The sequence below is a fragment of the Dietzia sp. IBK-p2-15D genome (genome assembly GCF_057773105.1).
On record NZ_JBYMTK010000007.1, the window covers coordinates 19,159 to 34,616 of the forward strand.

At 69.7% G+C, this 15,458-nt stretch carries 13 protein-coding genes; 8 read left to right on the top strand and 5 right to left on the bottom strand.

All coding sequences use genetic code 11. From position 1 onward, the window contains the following. Positions 1-17: 17 nt before the first annotated feature. Complete coding sequence (locus tag AC3DEV_RS10590) at positions 18-2,132, bottom strand: PhoX family protein (protein ID WP_488372071.1); 2,115 nt, start codon at positions 2,130-2,132, stop codon at positions 18-20. Positions 2,133-2,338: 206 nt separating this feature from the next. On the opposite strand from AC3DEV_RS10590, the gene AC3DEV_RS10595 reads away from it, so the two are divergent. The 5 genes from AC3DEV_RS10595 (at position 2,339) to AC3DEV_RS10615 (ending at position 7,282) form a co-directional block, all read left to right on the top strand. Further along, entirely contained in the window at positions 2,339-3,394 is a 1,056-nt protein-coding gene (locus AC3DEV_RS10595) for an ABC transporter ATP-binding protein (protein WP_067720081.1), read from the top strand. A gap of 278 nt (positions 3,395-3,672) precedes the next feature. Next, positions 3,673-4,941, top strand: coding sequence for an ABC transporter substrate-binding protein (locus tag AC3DEV_RS10600; protein WP_488372072.1), 1,269 nt, complete (start codon positions 3,673-3,675; stop codon positions 4,939-4,941). Positions 4,942-5,114: 173 nt separating this feature from the next. Continuing rightward, positions 5,115-6,104, top strand: coding sequence for a carbohydrate ABC transporter permease (locus AC3DEV_RS10605; protein WP_067720075.1), 990 nt, complete (start codon positions 5,115-5,117; stop codon positions 6,102-6,104). Positions 6,105-6,139: 35 nt separating this feature from the next. Then, a complete protein-coding gene (locus AC3DEV_RS10610; protein ID WP_268092866.1) occupies positions 6,140-7,051 on the top strand; it encodes a carbohydrate ABC transporter permease in 912 nt (303 codons plus the stop codon). 6 nt (positions 7,052-7,057) lie between these two features. Beyond that, entirely contained in the window at positions 7,058-7,282 is a 225-nt protein-coding gene (locus AC3DEV_RS10615) for a hypothetical protein (RefSeq protein ID WP_007627187.1), read from the top strand. Positions 7,283-7,462: 180 nt separating this feature from the next. Here the strand turns inward: AC3DEV_RS10615 and AC3DEV_RS10620 are convergent, their stop codons facing one another. The 3 genes from AC3DEV_RS10620 to AC3DEV_RS10630 all read right to left on the bottom strand — a co-directional run bounded on the left by AC3DEV_RS10620 (position 7,463) and on the right by AC3DEV_RS10630 (position 10,031). Then, positions 7,463-8,263 carry an LLM class F420-dependent oxidoreductase gene (locus AC3DEV_RS10620; RefSeq protein ID WP_488372073.1) on the bottom strand — a complete coding sequence of 267 codons (801 nt, stop codon included), beginning with the start codon at positions 8,261-8,263 and terminating at the stop codon, positions 7,463-7,465. 116 nt (positions 8,264-8,379) lie between these two features. Then, the gene (locus tag AC3DEV_RS10625; protein WP_488372074.1) at positions 8,380-8,892 is read right to left on the bottom strand and encodes a DUF4334 domain-containing protein; all 513 of its coding nucleotides are present in this window, start codon (positions 8,890-8,892) and stop codon (positions 8,380-8,382) included. Continuing rightward, positions 8,889-10,031 carry an acyl-CoA dehydrogenase family protein gene (locus AC3DEV_RS10630; RefSeq protein WP_488372075.1) on the bottom strand — a complete coding sequence of 381 codons (1,143 nt, stop codon included), beginning with the start codon at positions 10,029-10,031 and terminating at the stop codon, positions 8,889-8,891. The genes AC3DEV_RS10625 and AC3DEV_RS10630 overlap by 4 nt, the downstream gene beginning before the upstream one ends. Before the next feature lie 134 nt (positions 10,032-10,165). Here AC3DEV_RS10630 and AC3DEV_RS10635 point away from each other — a divergent pair, with 134 nt between their 5' ends. Together AC3DEV_RS10635 and AC3DEV_RS10640 are read left to right on the top strand one after the other, a co-directional pair. Further along, positions 10,166-11,662, top strand: a complete 1,497-nt coding sequence (locus AC3DEV_RS10635) for an aldehyde dehydrogenase family protein (RefSeq protein ID WP_488372076.1) — start codon at positions 10,166-10,168, stop codon at positions 11,660-11,662. A gap of 6 nt (positions 11,663-11,668) precedes the next feature. Continuing rightward, positions 11,669-12,748, top strand: coding sequence for an oxygenase MpaB family protein (locus AC3DEV_RS10640; protein ID WP_488372077.1), 1,080 nt, complete (start codon positions 11,669-11,671; stop codon positions 12,746-12,748). 18 nt (positions 12,749-12,766) lie between these two features. On the opposite strand, the gene AC3DEV_RS10645 is transcribed toward AC3DEV_RS10640, so the two are convergent. After that, positions 12,767-14,035, bottom strand: a complete 1,269-nt coding sequence (locus AC3DEV_RS10645; RefSeq protein ID WP_472981976.1) for a TetR/AcrR family transcriptional regulator — start codon at positions 14,033-14,035, stop codon at positions 12,767-12,769. A gap of 164 nt (positions 14,036-14,199) precedes the next feature. Between AC3DEV_RS10645 and AC3DEV_RS10650 the strand changes: the two genes are divergently transcribed. Beyond that, the gene (locus AC3DEV_RS10650) at positions 14,200-15,417 is read left to right on the top strand and encodes an acetyl-CoA C-acetyltransferase (RefSeq protein ID WP_488372078.1); all 1,218 of its coding nucleotides are present in this window, start codon (positions 14,200-14,202) and stop codon (positions 15,415-15,417) included. Positions 15,418-15,458: the final 41 nt, after the last annotated feature.

The window sequence follows — 15,458 nt, forward strand, 5'->3', positions numbered from 1 at the left end:
GCCCCGGCCGTCCGCCGTCAGGAGCCGATCAGACCCGTCGGCAGGGAGCCCGAACCGAGAGAGCCGGCGCCACCGGAGAACCCGTTGCGCCACGCGACCACGGTCGACGGCCGCGGCTGCGAGGTGCCGCCGTCGGGCCAGTGCGAGGCGGGGTTCTCGATCGACGCGCCGTCCGTCTCACCGGGGTGCTGGACGTTGACGATCACCCGGTTGTCGAACACCAGCGGTCCGCAGGTCTCGGCCCCGACAGGGACCGTGAGGAACAGCTTGGTCTCGCCGCGGTTCGGGTCTTCGGTCGCCACCGAGTAGAGGCCGTCGTTGAAGCCGAGGGCGTTGCCGTCGGTGGACACCCACAGTCCCCCGGCCGTGTCGAAGGCGACGTTGTCCGGGCAGGAGATGGGGCTGACCTTCGACTTGTCGAAGCCGCCGAAGTAGGAGTCCGCCTCGGCCGGGTCGCCACACACCAGCAGCAGGTTCCAGCCGAAGGTGGTGCCGGCGTGGTCGTCAGTGATCTCCACGACCTGACCGTGCTTGTTGTTGTGCCGCGGGTTGGCCTCGTCCACGTTCGCGGTCGTGCGGCGGGTGTTGTTGGTCAGCGCCATGTAGACCTTGCCGGTGGTCGGACTGGGCTCGACGTCCTCGGGGCGGTCCATCTTGGTGGCGCCGACGCGGTCGCCGGCCATGCGGGTGTACACCGCGACCTGCTCCGGCGTCATGTCCGGCACGTGTGAGACGGCGTTCCCGCCGGGCGCGACGGTCAGGAGCGGGATCCAGGTGCCGGTGCCGTCGAACGCGCCGTCGGCGGGCAGCGTCCCGGAGCCGTCGATCTGCGCGGCGGGGGAGTTGCCGGCGAACGTCGCCACGTAGAGGGTGCCCTCGTCGAGGATCTTCATGTTCTCGGCCCGTGCGGCCGAGCCGGTACCGGGTGTGATCCGGCGGCTGGAGACGAACTTGTAGAGGTAGTCGAAGCGCTCGTCGTCTCCGGAATAGGCGACGACGGTGCCGTCGCCGGTGACGTGGACCGAGGCACCCTCGTGCTTGAACCGGCCCATCGCGGAGTGCTTGACCGGGGTCGAGTTCGGATCCCAGGGATCCACCTCGACGACGTAGCCGAAGCGGTTGACCTCGTTGGGCTCGGCGGCCGGGTCGAAGCGGGCGTCGAACTCCTCCCACCGGCGCCCCGAGCGGGAGACGGAGACGCCGTAGCGGCGCAGGGCCTCGAGTCGCTCCGGGTCGGTGACCGTCCCGGTGGTGCCGAAGTACTGGTTGAAACTCTCCTCGCCGGACAGGACGGTGCCCCACGGTGTGTGCCCGCCGGCGCAGTTGTTCAGCGTGCCGAGCACGCGGGTGCCGGCCGGGTCGGCCGTGGTCCGGGTCAGGGGGCCGACGGCGGGTCCGCGCAGCTCGAACGGGGTGGTCGCGGTGATGCGCCGGTTGTAGGACCCCATGACGGGGTCGAGCCCGCCGTCGCCGGCGCGGCTGGAGAGCTCGACCACCGTCAGCCCGTGGGCCGCCCAGGCGATCTCCACCTGCTCGCGGGTCGGGGCCGAGGAATCGTACCCGCGGAACATCGAGGGCTCGGTCGTGTACTCGTGGTTGACGGTGAGCAGGAAGCGCTCGTCGCGGTCGTCCATCGGGAACATCACCGCGAGGTCGCAGTTGTAGCCGTACTGCATGGCCTGCGCCGCGGCGGTCTGGTTCTCGAAGTCGAACTCCGGGGCGCCCGGCAGCACGGGGTCGCCCCACCGGATCACCACCTCGCTCGAGTATCCCGCCGGGACGGTGACGGCGTCGGCGGAGTTGGGCGCGACCGGGGCGAACCCCGTGTCGATCGTCGCGCCGCCGGTGGATCCGGCGGGGCCGAGCGAGCCGGCGGCGGACGAGCCCTGCGCCGCGGCGGTCGCGGGTAGCACCTGGGTGGCGCCCACCGCCAGCGCCACGACACCCGCGGCCTTGAGTGCACCGCGGCGGCTGATCTCGGCGGCGATGTCCCCGAAGTACGGGTTGTCGGTGGCGTTGGGAACCGGCGCGGCGCACTGGTCACCGCACTTGTAGACACAGGTCACGTGCTGTCGGTTGGAGATCCCCGGCGTCGGGGCGGTGGCGAGCGGGAGCAGGCGGCGGACGGACATTCGAGTCTCCTGGAGGCGTCAACAGTCGTAGTGGACGCATGCACGCTAGGCGCGCGGGACGACCGGGCGGCCGCGCGCGGGCCACGCCCGGATGAACTGTGTGCGCAGTGCGGGTGAACTCGGGTGCGGGCCGCTACAGTCACCCGTGTTCGCCCTCTATCTCGGATCGTCCGGCACGTTCCTGCCGGTGAAGGGAATTATTTCTCATGGCCTCGGTGACCTTCGAGAACGTGTCCATCGTCTATCCGGGGGCCGCGCGACGCAGCGTCGACCGCCTGGACCTGGAGATCGCCGACGGCGAGTTCCTCGTCCTGGTCGGACCCTCCGGTTGCGGCAAGTCGACGACCCTGCGCGCCCTGGCCGGCCTGGAGGACGTGGCGGCGGGCCGGATCCTCATCGGTGACAGGGACGTGACGGGCACCGAGCCCAAGGACCGCGACATCGCGATGGTGTTCCAGAACTACGCCCTGTACCCGCACTACACGGTCCGCGAGAACATGGGTTTCGCCCTGAAGCTGGCCAAAGCGTCCAAGTCGGAGATCACGGAGCGCGTCGACCGCGCGGCCGAGATGCTCGACCTGGTGCCGTACCTCGACCGCAAGCCCAAGGAGCTCTCCGGTGGCCAGCGTCAGCGCGTGGCCATGGGGCGGGCGATCGTGCGCAACCCGCAGGTCTTCCTCATGGACGAGCCGCTGTCCAACCTCGACGCCAAGCTCCGGGTGGCCACGCGCGCACAGATCGCCAAGCTGCAGCGGGACCTGCACACCACGATGATCTACGTGACGCACGACCAGGTCGAGGCCATGACAATGGGCGACCGCGTCGCGGTGCTCAAGGACGGGGTGCTCCAGCAGGTCGACGCCCCTCGCGAGCTCTACAACAACCCGGTCAACGCCTTCGTGGCGGGCTTCATCGGGTCACCGTCCATGAACCTCTTCGACGCCCCTGTCGCCGACGGGGCGGTGGACCTCGAGGGGTTCCGTGAACCCGTGCCCGCCGGCTCGGGGTCGAGGGTCACCGTCGGCGTGCGGCCCGAGCACCTGCGGATGGCCGCGGAAGGCCACGGGCTGGAGGTGACGGTGGACCTGGTGGAGGAGCTCGGGGCGGACAGCTACCTGCATTGCTCGACCCGCGACAACCACCCGGTGGTGTACCGGGCGGAGTCGGGTGACCACCCCCGCAAGGGCGACACCATGTACCTCGAGGCGCTCGACGACGAGGTGCGGTTCTTCGACGTGGAATCCGGTCTCAGGCTGCGCTGACTCCACGGGGCCGGGGCCCGTGCCGACAGCGGGACACGCCGGTGTCCGCCCCGAGCGGTGTTGCTAGAGTGACTCCTGTGACCTCGCTCTCGTGACCATCCGTGGTGTCGGGAGCGACGGCGCGTCGGTCGCGTGTCCGCACGTGGTCCCGCGCCACCGCCGTCTCGTGGGTTACGCTCAGCAGGTCCTCAGTGAGACCCGCGTCACAGTCGGCACCGGTCCACTGCCCCGTCGGCACTCGCCGAGGGGAGTCGAGACACGACAGTAGGAGAGAGCGCATGGCCGTTCACGGCAGGTTCCTCAAGGCGGCGGCGGCCGCCTCCGTAGTCGCCCTGGTATCCACGGCGTGTGGATCGGGTGGCGATGAATCCGACGAGCAGGCGCAGGCCGGCACCTCGGGCGTCGGCCCCATCACCTTCGCGATGGGCAGCAACGACACCGACAAGCTCCGCCCCGTCATCGAGCAGTGGAACGCGGAGAACCCCGACCAGGAGGTCACCCTCCGCGAGCTGCCGGCCGAGCAGGACGGGCAGCGCGACACCCTGACGCAGTCGCTCCAGACCGAGAGCGGCGAGTACGACGTGTTCGCCCTCGACGTCACCGACACCGCGTACTTCGCGGCCAACGGGTGGCTGCAGCCGATCGAGAACGAGACCGAGGTCGACACCTCCGGGCTGATCGAGGCCGCCGTCGACTCGGCGACCTACAACGGCACCCTCTACGGCGTGCCGCAGAACACCAACGCCCAGCTCCTGTACTACCGCACCGACCTCCAGCCGGAGGCTCCCGCCAACTGGGAGGAGCTCGTCTCCTCCTGCGAGGCCGCGGAGGGTGCGAACGTCGACTGCCTGCAGACCCAGCTCAGCCAGTACGAGGGTCTGACCGTCGCCGCCACCCAGTTCATCCACAGCTGGGGCGGGCAGGTCGTCGGTGAGGACGGCAATACCCCTGAGCTCGACACCGAGGAGGCGCGTGCGGGCCTGACCGCCCTCGTCGACGCCTACAAGGGCGGCGTCATCCCCCAGAAGACCGACGCGTTCACGGAGGAGGAGACCGCGCAGGCCTTCCTCGCCGGCGAGACCATGTACTCCTACAACTGGCCGTACATGTACGAGTCGGGCCAGTCCGACCCCACGTCGCAGGTCCAGGGTGACTTCCAGGTCGCCCCGATCGTCGGCAAGGACGGCGCCGGTCAGTCCACGCTCGGTGGCTACAACAACGCGATCAACGTGTTCTCCGAGAACAAGGAGACCGCGCGGGCCTTCCTCGAGTTCATCATCTCCGAGGACGTCCAGATGGGCTTCGCCGAGCAGTCGTTCCCGCCGGTGCTGTCCTCGATTTATGACGACGAGGCGCTCCAGCAGGAGTTCCCCTACATGCCGGCGCTGAAGGCGGCGCTCGACAACGCCGAGCCGCGCCCGGTCACGCCGTTCTACCCGTCCGTGTCCAAGGCGATCCAGGACAACACCTTCGCGGCGCTTCGCGGGGAGAAGGACGTGGAGCAGGCCCTCAACGACATGACGGCCGCGATCGAACAGGCACAGTGATTCACCGAGCACGGTGATCGAACGAGGTCAACGATCACCGCGGTCCGGGTGATCGGCACACGGTCCGGCGACAGGCGGTTGTCGGACCAGGGCAGGTGGGCCCCGGGTAACGTTCCCGGGGCCCACCTCCTCTCCCTGATGGGGCGGGCGCGAACCCGGCGAGGAGCGAGGCGATGACGACGAGCGAGAAGTCCCCGGCGCCACTGGTCGAGAAGAAGTTCGACTGGCGTCCGGTGTGGATGGTGGGTCCGGCCCTGGCCATCCTCGCGGTGGTGATCGGGTACCCGGTCATTCGCGCGGTGTACCTGTCGTTCATGGCCGACCGCGGCCTGGACCCGGCCACGGGCATGTTCTCGGAGGGCGGGTTCGCCGGTTTCCAGCACTACCTCTACTGGCTGACGCAGGCCTGCCCCGCTCCCGGCGGCGACGGCACCGTCACCTGTCCGCCGGGCGTCTCGTCCGTGGACTTCTGGCCCGCCATGGGCAACACGCTGTTCTTCACCGTCACCACCGTCTCCCTCGAGACGGTGCTCGGTTTCGCCATGGCCGTGGTCATGGGCAAGAGCATCTGGGGACGCTCCCTGCTGCGCGCCGCCGTCCTGGTCCCGTGGGCGATCCCCACCGCCGTCACGGCGAAACTGTGGGCGTTCATCTTCGCCCCCAACGGGATCGCCAACACCCTCCTGGGCACGAACATCGCCTGGACCACCGACCCGTTCTACGCCCGTATGGCCATCATCATCGCCGACGTGTGGAAGACCGCGCCGTTCATGGCGCTGCTCATCCTCGCCGGGTTACAGATGATCCCCGGTGACGTCTACGAGGCGGCCCGCGTGGACGGCGCGTCCCGCTGGCAGCAATTCGTCCGCATCACCCTTCCGCTGGTGCGTCCCGCCCTCATGGTGGCGATCCTGTTCCGCACCCTCGACGCACTCCGCATGTACGACCTGCCCGTCATCCTCGTGTCGGCCAACTCCAACTCGCCCACCGCGACCGTGTCGATGCTGGTGGTCAACGAGATGAGAATGGGCAACTTCAACAGTGCCTCCGCGATATCGACACTGGTGTTCCTGCTGGTCTTCGCCGTCGCGTACATCATGGTGAAATTCCTCGGCGCGAACGTCGTGGAGGATCGCACGGGCAAGAAGGGGGAGATCCGGTGAGTCACCGAGCGTCTGAACCGAGCACCTCGCCGACCATGCCGACGACCACCCCGTCGTCGTCGTCGACCCCCGGCTCCGACCGGCGCCGCGACGACGAGGACATCAAACCGCCGCGCAAACCGCTCGGTCCCACCATCAGCACCTACGTCGGCGCGCTACTCATCCTCATCTGGGGACTCGCACCGTTCTACTGGATGCTGGTGACCGCGTTCCGCGACAACCGGTTCATCTTCTCCGCCAGCCCGGTGCCCTCGCACCTCACGCTCGACAACTTCCGCGAGGCGCTGGCCACGGACGGCGGCAACAACTTCCTGGGCGCGATCATCAACTCTGTGCTCATCAGCTCGATCACCACCGCCCTCGCGCTGACGTTCGGCGTGTTCACCGCCTACGCCCTCGCCAGGGTCGACTTCCGGGGCAAGTTCCTCGTCACCGGGATCATCCTCGCCGCGTCGATGTTCCCCGGCGTCGCCCTGGTCACGCCGCTGTTCCAGCTGTTCACCGACATCGGCTGGATCGGCACCTACCAGGCGCTCATCATCCCCAACATCTCGTTCGCGCTGCCGCTGACCATCTACACGCTCACGTCGTTCTTCAACGACCTGCCGTGGGAGCTGGAGGAGGCCGCCCGCGTCGACGGTGCCACCCGCGGCCAGGCGTTCATCAAGATCATCCTCCCGCTCGCCGCGCCGGCGCTGTTCACCACCGCGATCCTGGCGTTCATCATCACGTGGAACGAGTTTGTGCTCTCGCAGCAGCTGTCCACGACCGCGACCGAGCCCGTGACGGTGGCGATCGCCCGGTTCTCCGGCGTCAATCCGTATCTGCCGCCGCACGCGGCGATCATGGCCGCCGGCGCGCTCGTCACCGTGCCGCTGGTGATCATGGTGCTGATCTTCCAGCGGCGGATCATCTCCGGCCTCACCGCCGGCGGCCTGAAGAGCTGATCGGCGGTGGCTCGGAGCGGCGGTGACGCCCTGGGTGCCCGGCAGCGACTGGAGGTCATCGGCGGGTTCGTCGGGTTCTTCACCGTGCTGGCGCTGGTCAACGCGGTGGGCTTGATCCTCACCGGGCGACCGTCGATCTTCGCCTCGCTCGTGCTGGTGCTCATGCTGGTGGCGTCGTGGTACACCTACCGGACGTGGCGCCGGGTCGACCGGGCGGTCAAGCGGGGTTGACCCGCCGTGGCCCGCGCCGACACGCGCCCGCCCCAGCCCGCCCGGCCCGCCCCGGTTCCAATCCAGCCCGAAATCCGCTACTCGGAATGCGGATTCGCTACGCCGATCGGGATAGCGGATCCGGATTCGGAGTAGCGGATTTCCGGCGCCGAGGGGCAGGCTCGGCGCCGACGGGCAGGGTCAGCGCCCGTCGCGCCAGGCCACCAGCGACTCGACCAGGTCCAGCGGGTAGTCGGGGCCGTTGAGCCCGACCGTGAAGAGGGTGACGCCCTCGGCGTGCAGGTTTTCGGCGAGCCGCTTCGCCTCGTCGGGTGAGCTGGCCCCGCCGATCTCCGTCGACCGCTCGATCTCGCCCGGATCGCGCCCCACGTCCGCGCAGTGCCCGGCGAGCACCTCCGACTTGTGGCGGTAGGTCTCGACGTCCACGAACGAGTGCCAGATGTCGGCGTGGCGGGCCACGTGCCGCAGGGTCTTCTTCTCACCGCCGCCACCGAGCAGCACGGGGATGTCCCGCGTCGGGGCGGGGGTGAGCGTGGCGAAGCGCTGCTCGATCCGCTCGAGGGAGTGCCCGAGGTCGTCGAGCCGTGAGCCCTTGGTGCCGAACTCGTAGCCGTACTCGACGTAGTCCCGCTCGAACCATCCGCTGCCCAGGCCCAGGATGAGGCGGCCGCCCGAGATGTGGTCGACGGTCCGGGCCATGTCGGCGAGCAGGTCGGGGTTGCGATAGGTGTTGCAGGTGACCAGGGCGCCGATCTCGACGCGTTCGGTCTGCTCGGCCCACGCGGCCAGCATCGTCCAACACTCGAAGTGGGCGCCGTCGGGATCACCGTAGAGCGGGAAGAAGTGGTCCCAGTTGAAGACCACGTCCACGCCCGCGTCCTCGGAACGTCGGACGGCGTCCCGGATCAGTCCGTAGTCCGGCGCGTGCTGCGGCTGGAGCTGGACGGCGATGCGGACCGGGCGCGTGGGGTTCGGGGTCATGCGCCCCATTGTGGGGCGTGGCGCCGCCCCGCGCACCCGGCCAGGCACCCGCCCCGCGCACCCGGTCAGGCGCACCCGGCCCCGGGCTCCCGCCCCGCGCACCCGGCCCGTGCGTCTCAGCGCTCGCGCTCCAGGACGAACCAGAAGTGCTCGCCCTCGTGCACGGTGCCGCGCCCGTTCATCACCGCGAGGAGGGTGTCGGGGCCGACGACGGCGAAGTGGTCGATCACCGGCAGGCGGTCGTACACCATGGAGGCGGTCGGGCGTCCGCGGAAGGAGACCTCCCACAGGGACGCCCCGCCCCCGCCGGTCGCCGAGGTGTCCTGCACGACCTCACCGGAGTCGTCGGTGACGAGGATCGGGTCCACCTTGCGGGCCTCGGTGAAGTCCTTGCCCCACCAGCGCATCTGCCCGAGCATGCCGAACATGGGGTGCCCGGTGTTTAGGCCGGTGCCCCTCCAGCGGTTGCCCGCGATGTCGCCGACCCGCGCGGGCTCGAGGGAGTCCCACAGCGCGGAGACGCGGTCCGAGGGGACCGTGTCGAGCGCGAGGATGAGCTCGAGCTCGCGCGCGGCGACACCCGCGGTCCCGGCGGTGCCGGCCGCCCCGGCGGTACCGGCGGTGCTCACAGGCCGAGCGTCTTGCCGATGATGTCCCGCTGGACCTCGTTGGTGCCGCCGTAGATGGTGGATACCACCGCCTGGCGGACCAGACGTTCCATCCCGTACTCGGTGGCGTACCCGTATCCGCCCATTGACTGCATGCACTCGAGCGTGACCCGCTTGCTCAGCTCGGACGCCTTGAGCTTGGCCATGGAGGCCTCACGCGGGAACAGGGCCGTGGGGTCGGCCTCGTCGACCTTCCTGGCGACCGCGTAGACGAGCAGGCGCGTGGCCTCGATCTCGGTGGCGAGGTCGGCCATACGGTGGCGGAGCACCTGGAAGGAGCCGACGGGGCGGCCGAACTGCTCGCGCTCCTTGATGAAGGCCAGGCAGTCGTCGAACGCCCGCTGGGCCACGCCGAGCTGCATGGCGGCGAGGATGAGGCGCTCGGTGTTGAGCCCGGTCATGAGCTGCGCCCAGCCGCCGCCGACCTCTCCGATCACGGAGTCGGCGGGCAGGCGGACGTCGGTGAAGTAGAGGTCGTTGACCTCCTTGCCGCCCATGGTCTCGATCCCGGTGATCTGCAGGCCCTCGATGTCCGCGGGCACGTCGAACATCGTGATGCCCTCGTGCTTCTTGCCCGACGAGTCGGTGCGGGCGACGAGCAGGATGCGGTCGGCGAAGTGGGCGTTGGAACACCAGGTCTTCTGCCCGTTGATCACCCAGTCGTCGCCGTCGCGCTCGGCCTTGCAGCGCAGGGCGGCGACGTCGGACCCGGCGCCGGGCTCGGACATCGAGATGGACAGGGTCCCGCCGTTCACGACCAGCTCGAGCGCGCGTCTCCGCTGCTCCTCGGTCCCGAACTTCTGGTACGCGGCGGCCGTGATGAGGGTGGGGCCGATGCCGCCGATGGGGGCGAGGCCGCGCAGGGAGTGCTCGAGCAGGAGGCACAGTTCGACGGCGCCGGCGTCGGAGCCGCCGTACTCCTCGGGGACGGTCAGCCCCAGCCATCCGAGCTCGGCCATCTTGGAGTAGATGTGCGGCGAGTGGGTGCCGCCCTCGGTGGTGAGCTCGCGTCGCTTCTCGACGCCGCCGACCTCGCGCGCGCAGAAGTCATCGATCGACTTGGCGAAGTCACGCTGCTCTTCGGTGAGGATGTCGAACACTTCTCGCCTCGTTTTTCTGTGTGGTTGTCCCGGTACCTGTCACGGGGTGTCGGTTGGGTGCACACTGGACTACTGTGGCCCGTATCACGGTACGCTACATCAAATATATGTGATCGGAAACGAGAGGACCTCAGATGACGACCACCGAGCCCAGCAAGACCGGCCCCACGTTCGCGAGCCTGGACCCCCGCGACGGCACCGTCCTCGCGGAGTATCCCGTCGCCGGTCCCGAGGAGGTCGCCCTCGCCGTGGAGCGGGCGCGTGCCGCGGCCCGCTGGTGGGCGAACCAGGGTCCGCGGGGTCGCCGTGAGTGGCTGCTGGAGTACAAGCGGGCGATCTCGTCCAGGGCCGAGGAGTTGGCGTCCCTGATCTCCGCCGAGACCGGGAAGCCGGACGAGGACGCGACCCTCGAGGTCATGCTCACCGTCAGCCATCTGGAGTGGGCGGCCAAGAACGCGGACAAGGTCCTGCGACGGCGCTCCGTCTCGGCCGGGCTGCTCATGAGCAACCAGGCCGCCTACGTGGAATATCAGCCCTACGGCGTGGTCGGCGCGATCGGCCCGTGGAACTACCCCGCGTTCACCCCGATGGGCACGCTGTCCTACGCCATGGCCGCGGGCAACGCGGTGGTGTTCAAGCCCAGCGAGCTCACGCCGGGTGTGGGCGTGTGGCTGGCGGAGGTGTGGGATTCCCTGGGCGCCTCCCAGCCGCTCATCCAGACGATCACCGGTGACGGCTCGACGGGTGCGGCGTTGTGTAGGGCGGGCGTCGACAAGCTCGCGTTCACCGGCTCCGCCGCGACGGGCCGGAAGGTCATGGCCGCCTGCGCGGAGACGCTCACGCCGGTCGTCATCGAGGGCGGTGGCAAGGACGCCCTGCTGGTCGACTCGGACGCGGATCTCGACGCGGCCGCCGACCAGGCGGTCTTCGGCGCCATGGGCAACGCGGGCCAGACGTGCGCGGGCGTGGAGCGGATCTACGTCCACTCGGATGTCCACGACGCGTTCGTCCAGAAGTTCACGGCCAAGGTCCGTGCGCTCACCCCGGGCAACTCGATCTCCTCCAGCTACGGGCCCATGACGCTGCCGTCGCAGGTCGACATCGTCCGCAGGCACGTCAAGGACGCGATCGCCAAGGGCGGCCGGGCCGTACTCGGCGGCGAGGACTCCGTCGGCGAGAAGATCATCGAGCCGGTCGTCCTGGTCGACGTCCCCGAGAACTCGTCCGCGATCACCGAGGAGACCTTCGGCCCCACCGTCGTGATCAACCCTGTCGCGGACCTGGAGGAGGCCATCGAGAAGGCGAACGCCAGCAGCTACGGCCTCGGCGGTTCGATCTTCACCGGCAACAAGAAGCGGGGGCTGGCCCTCGCGGAGAAGTTGGACGTGGGCATGGTGTCGGTCAACTCGTTCCTCGCGTTCGCCGGCATCCCGGCGTTGCCGTTCGGCGGTTCGGGCGACTCGGGCTTCGGCCGCATCCACGGCGCCGACGGGTTGCGCGAGTTCGCCCGTCCCAAGGCCATCACCGCGCAGAAGTTCGCGGCCCCGCTGAACCTCATGACCATGACCCGCAAGCCGCGTGACATCAAGATCGTCAAGTGGATGCTCGCGAACGTCCAGGGAAGGATGTGAGGTGAGATGACCGCCACCTCCGAGAGAACCGAGGAGATGACGACGACGACGAGGGCCGCGGCCACCGAGCGGCCCGCCGTGCCCGGGGTGTTCGGATCGATCCCGGCCGACCTCGTCGCCGACGCCGCCGTCGACCACCCGCTCACAGCGAGGATCCCGTTCAGGCCCGGGCGCTGGTACTGGCGTGATCTCATCGCGACTCTCGATCCGGTGGCGGACGCGGCGGAGATCCACCGCATCACCTCGGCGTACGAGTTCCCGTGGGACTACCAGCGGGCGCTCGAGCTGGCGCTGTACCGGACCTACTGCATCCCGTCGGTGTCGGCGGTCCTGGAGCAGGCGGGCAACTTCCGCGATCACCCGCAGAAGCGGTACGACGACACCGCGCTGCTCATGGTGGAGCTGGTCGAGCACGGGTACGACTCGCCCCGTGGCAAGGAGGCGCTGCGGGTGATCAACCGCCAACACGCGATGTACGAGATCACCAATGACGACATGCTCTATGTGCTGTCGACGTTCATCTACGAGCCGCTCGAGTGGATCGATGCGAACGGCTGGCGGCGTCTGCATCCGAACGAGCGGCTCGCGGCGTTCCACTTCTACCGCGCCGTCGGGGAGCGGATGAAGATCAAGGGGATCCCGCAGGACATCGGGGAGTTCCGGCGCTGGCGGGACGACTACGAGGCGCGAACAATGCGCTACGCCCGGACCAACGAGCTCATCGGGACGTACACGCTCGATCTCATGTGTTCCTGGTACCCGGAGCCGGCCCGGCCGGTGGTCCGCAAGGTCGTGCAGGCGCTGATCGACGACGACATGACCCGCGCCTTCGGCTTCCCGTGGCAACCGCCGGCGTTCCGAGAAGCCGCCTACGCGGCGCTGCGGATGCGGTCGAAGGTGGTGCGGTGGCTGCCGGTCCGCCGCCGCGAGCTCGGGTCCCGTGGGACCGAGAACCGGACGTACCCGGGATACCCGGAGGGATACCGTCCCGCCGACCTGGGGGCCTGCCCCATCCAGCCGCGCGACCGGGTGGGCGCCTGTCCGGTCGTGCACTCCCCAGTCGCCGGCTCCACCGGAGCCGCCTGACCCCCTGCCGGCCCGGGCTCAGCGGGGGAGCAGCAGGGTCCGGGCCAGCTCGCCGAGCCGGACGGAGGCCGCCGGGTCGAAGCCCGATCCCCACCCCCCGTCGATGACCACCGACAGGGCGGCGTGCACCCGTATCCGGGCGGCCACCTCATCCGGCCGGGGCCCGCCGCGCGCCCGGGCCGCCCCGAGGACCAGCCCCGCCCACCGGTCGAGCTGACCGCGCTGGGCCAGCCGGATGCGTCGGCGGTCGTCGGCGCCGAGACTGCCCAGCTCGGAGTGGTACAGCATCAGCTCGGGGCCGTGGGAGAACGCGATCGCGACGTACTGGTCGAGCAGGTCGGCCAACGCTTCCGCCGGGTCGGTACCCGCCCCGTGCCACGCGGCGTGCCGGTCCAGGAGCTCGCCGACCAACCCGGCGGTCCTGTCCACCGCCGCGGTGAGCAGGGCGGCCTTGTTCGGGAAGTGGCGGTACAGCGCCGACGCGGCCACACCCACATCGGCGCCGATCGCCTCCATCGTCACACCGTCGTACCCCGTGGAGTGGAAGCGCTCGATGGCGGCGATGATGGCGCCCTCGCGGGTCGCGGCACCGCCCCGCAACCGCGTCGGCACCGCTGCCGCCCCGGGTGGCCCCGCCTCCGCCGCGGGATCGGGCGGTCGACGTCGCTGCGGCACGCACATCGCGAGGTCGTCGGCGATCGACGTCATCAGCGTCACGGCGTCCGGTTCGGTGATCTCGATCCGGTGATGCCCGAGCGAGGCGATGCTCGACAGGATCGCCCCGGCCGCCGAACCCGCTCCCGTGGTGGGCCCTCCTCGTCGTCGTCCTCGGACGGCGTCGGCGACCCGACCGCGCACACGGGTGTCGGCGGCGACCACCGCGGCGCGGTCCTCCGGGTTGAGGTACCGGATCTGCCAGCGGTACAGGGCCGCGCGGGAACGGTGGGTGAGCGTGGTGCGGGTGACGGACTCCACCAGGTGCCGCAGGGAGTCCGCATCGTTTGCGCCCACCGGGGCGGCCTCCGAGGCGGACGGGGTGCCGGTGGCGGTCTCGAGCTCGGAGATGAGGATCGCGACGGCATCCCGGAACATCTCGTACTTGCCCGGCACGTGCCGGTACAGCGCCCCGGGCGTCACCTGCAGACGGTCGGCGATGTGCTCCACGCGCGTGGAGTGGTAGCCGCGCCGGGTGAACTCCTCGCCCGCCACCAGCGCTATCTCCGCACGTCGGGACCCCGGGGGCGGGGCCTGGAGGGGGCGGGCCGTCTGCGCGGGAGTGAGGGTCACGTGGGTTCGTCTTCCGGGTTCGACGGAACAAGGTGTGATCTTGACAACACCAGTTACAGTGGCCCATAGTAAACCCGAATTCACAGATATATGTGATCGGATCCGCGGGACGAGCTAGGCAGTCGGTGCGGATCGTGGTCGAACGCGGAAGGGATCACCCACCCATGCCAGTGCCCGAGGCCTTCATCTACGACGCGGTGCGCACGCCCCGCGGACGGGGCAAGTCCAGTGGTTCGCTCTACAGCGTCGCCCCGATCGACCTCGCCGTCGGCGTGCTGCGGTCGCTCGTGGAGCGGAACGCCGATCTCGACCCGGCGCAGATCGAGGACGTCGTCATGGGCATCGTCGGCCCCGTCGGGGAACAGGGCGCGGTGCTGCCGAGGATCGCCGCGATCGCGGCGGGCCTGCCGGAGACGGTGGCGGGCGTGCAGGAGAACCGCTTCTGCGCCTCGGGTCTGGAGGCGGTCAACCTCGCCGCGCAGAAGGTCCGCGCCGGCTGGGAGGACCTGGTCATCGCCGGCGGTGTGGAGTCGATGTCACGCGTCCCCATGGGCTCGGACGGCGGTGCATGGGCGCAGAACCCGCGGGTCAACTATGAGACCTCCTTCGTGCCGCAGGGCATCGGCGCGGACCTCATCGCCACGCTCGAGGGCTTCTCCCGGAGGGACGTCGACGAGTTCGCGCAGCGCTCCCAGGAGCTGGCCTCGGCCGCGTGGGACGACGGCCGGTTCGCCCGTTCTGTCGTCCCGGTGGTCGACCTGGCGGGGCAGGTGGTCCTCGACCACGACGAGCACATCCGCCGCGGCACCACCGCCGATGATCTCGCCGCCCTGAAGCCCTCCTTCGCCGCCCTCGGCGACCAGGCCGGGTTCGACGCCGTCGCGCTGCAGAAGTACCACTGGGTGGAGAAGATCGACCACGTTCACCACGCCGGCAACTCCTCCGGCATCGTCGACGGCGCCACCGCTCTGCTCATCGGCAACGCCGAGGCGGGCGAGCGCAACGGGCTGGCTCCCCGCGCCCGGATCGTCTCGGCCGCGGTGGTCGGGTCCGAACCCACGATCATGCTCACCGGTCCCACCCCGGCCGCCCGCAAGGCGCTGGCGAAGGCGGGGCTGACGATCGACGACATCGACGTGTTCGAGGTCAACGAGGCATTCGCCGCCGTGCCCATGAAGTTCGCCAAGGACCTCGACGTGCCGATGGACAAGATCAACGTCAACGGCGGCGCGATCGCCATGGGCCACCCCCTCGGCGCCACCGGCGCGATGATCCTCGGCACCGCCCTGGACGAGCTGGAACGCCGCGATGCCCGCTACGCCCTGGCGACCCTCTGCGTGGGCGCCGGAATGGGTATCGCCACCATCATCGAACGCCTCTAAGCCCGCCGCCGGCCCCACGCCTCACAAGGACGAGAAAAACG

Coding starts and splice junctions, on each gene's coding strand:
- AC3DEV_RS10590 (WP_488372071.1), bottom strand. CDS start 2,132: ATGTCCGTCCGCCGCCTGCTCCCGCTCGCCACCGCCCCGACGCCGGGG.
- AC3DEV_RS10595 (WP_067720081.1), top strand. CDS start 2,339: ATGGCCTCGGTGACCTTCGAGAACGTGTCCATCGTCTATCCGGGGGCC.
- AC3DEV_RS10600 (WP_488372072.1), top strand. CDS start 3,673: ATGGCCGTTCACGGCAGGTTCCTCAAGGCGGCGGCGGCCGCCTCCGTA.
- AC3DEV_RS10605 (WP_067720075.1), top strand. CDS start 5,115: ATGACGACGAGCGAGAAGTCCCCGGCGCCACTGGTCGAGAAGAAGTTC.
- AC3DEV_RS10610 (WP_268092866.1), top strand. CDS start 6,140: ATGCCGACGACCACCCCGTCGTCGTCGTCGACCCCCGGCTCCGACCGG.
- AC3DEV_RS10620 (WP_488372073.1), bottom strand. CDS start 8,263: ATGACCCCGAACCCCACGCGCCCGGTCCGCATCGCCGTCCAGCTCCAG.
- AC3DEV_RS10635 (WP_488372076.1), top strand. CDS start 10,166: ATGACGACCACCGAGCCCAGCAAGACCGGCCCCACGTTCGCGAGCCTG.
- AC3DEV_RS10640 (WP_488372077.1), top strand. CDS start 11,669: ATGACCGCCACCTCCGAGAGAACCGAGGAGATGACGACGACGACGAGG.
- AC3DEV_RS10650 (WP_488372078.1), top strand. CDS start 14,200: ATGCCAGTGCCCGAGGCCTTCATCTACGACGCGGTGCGCACGCCCCGC.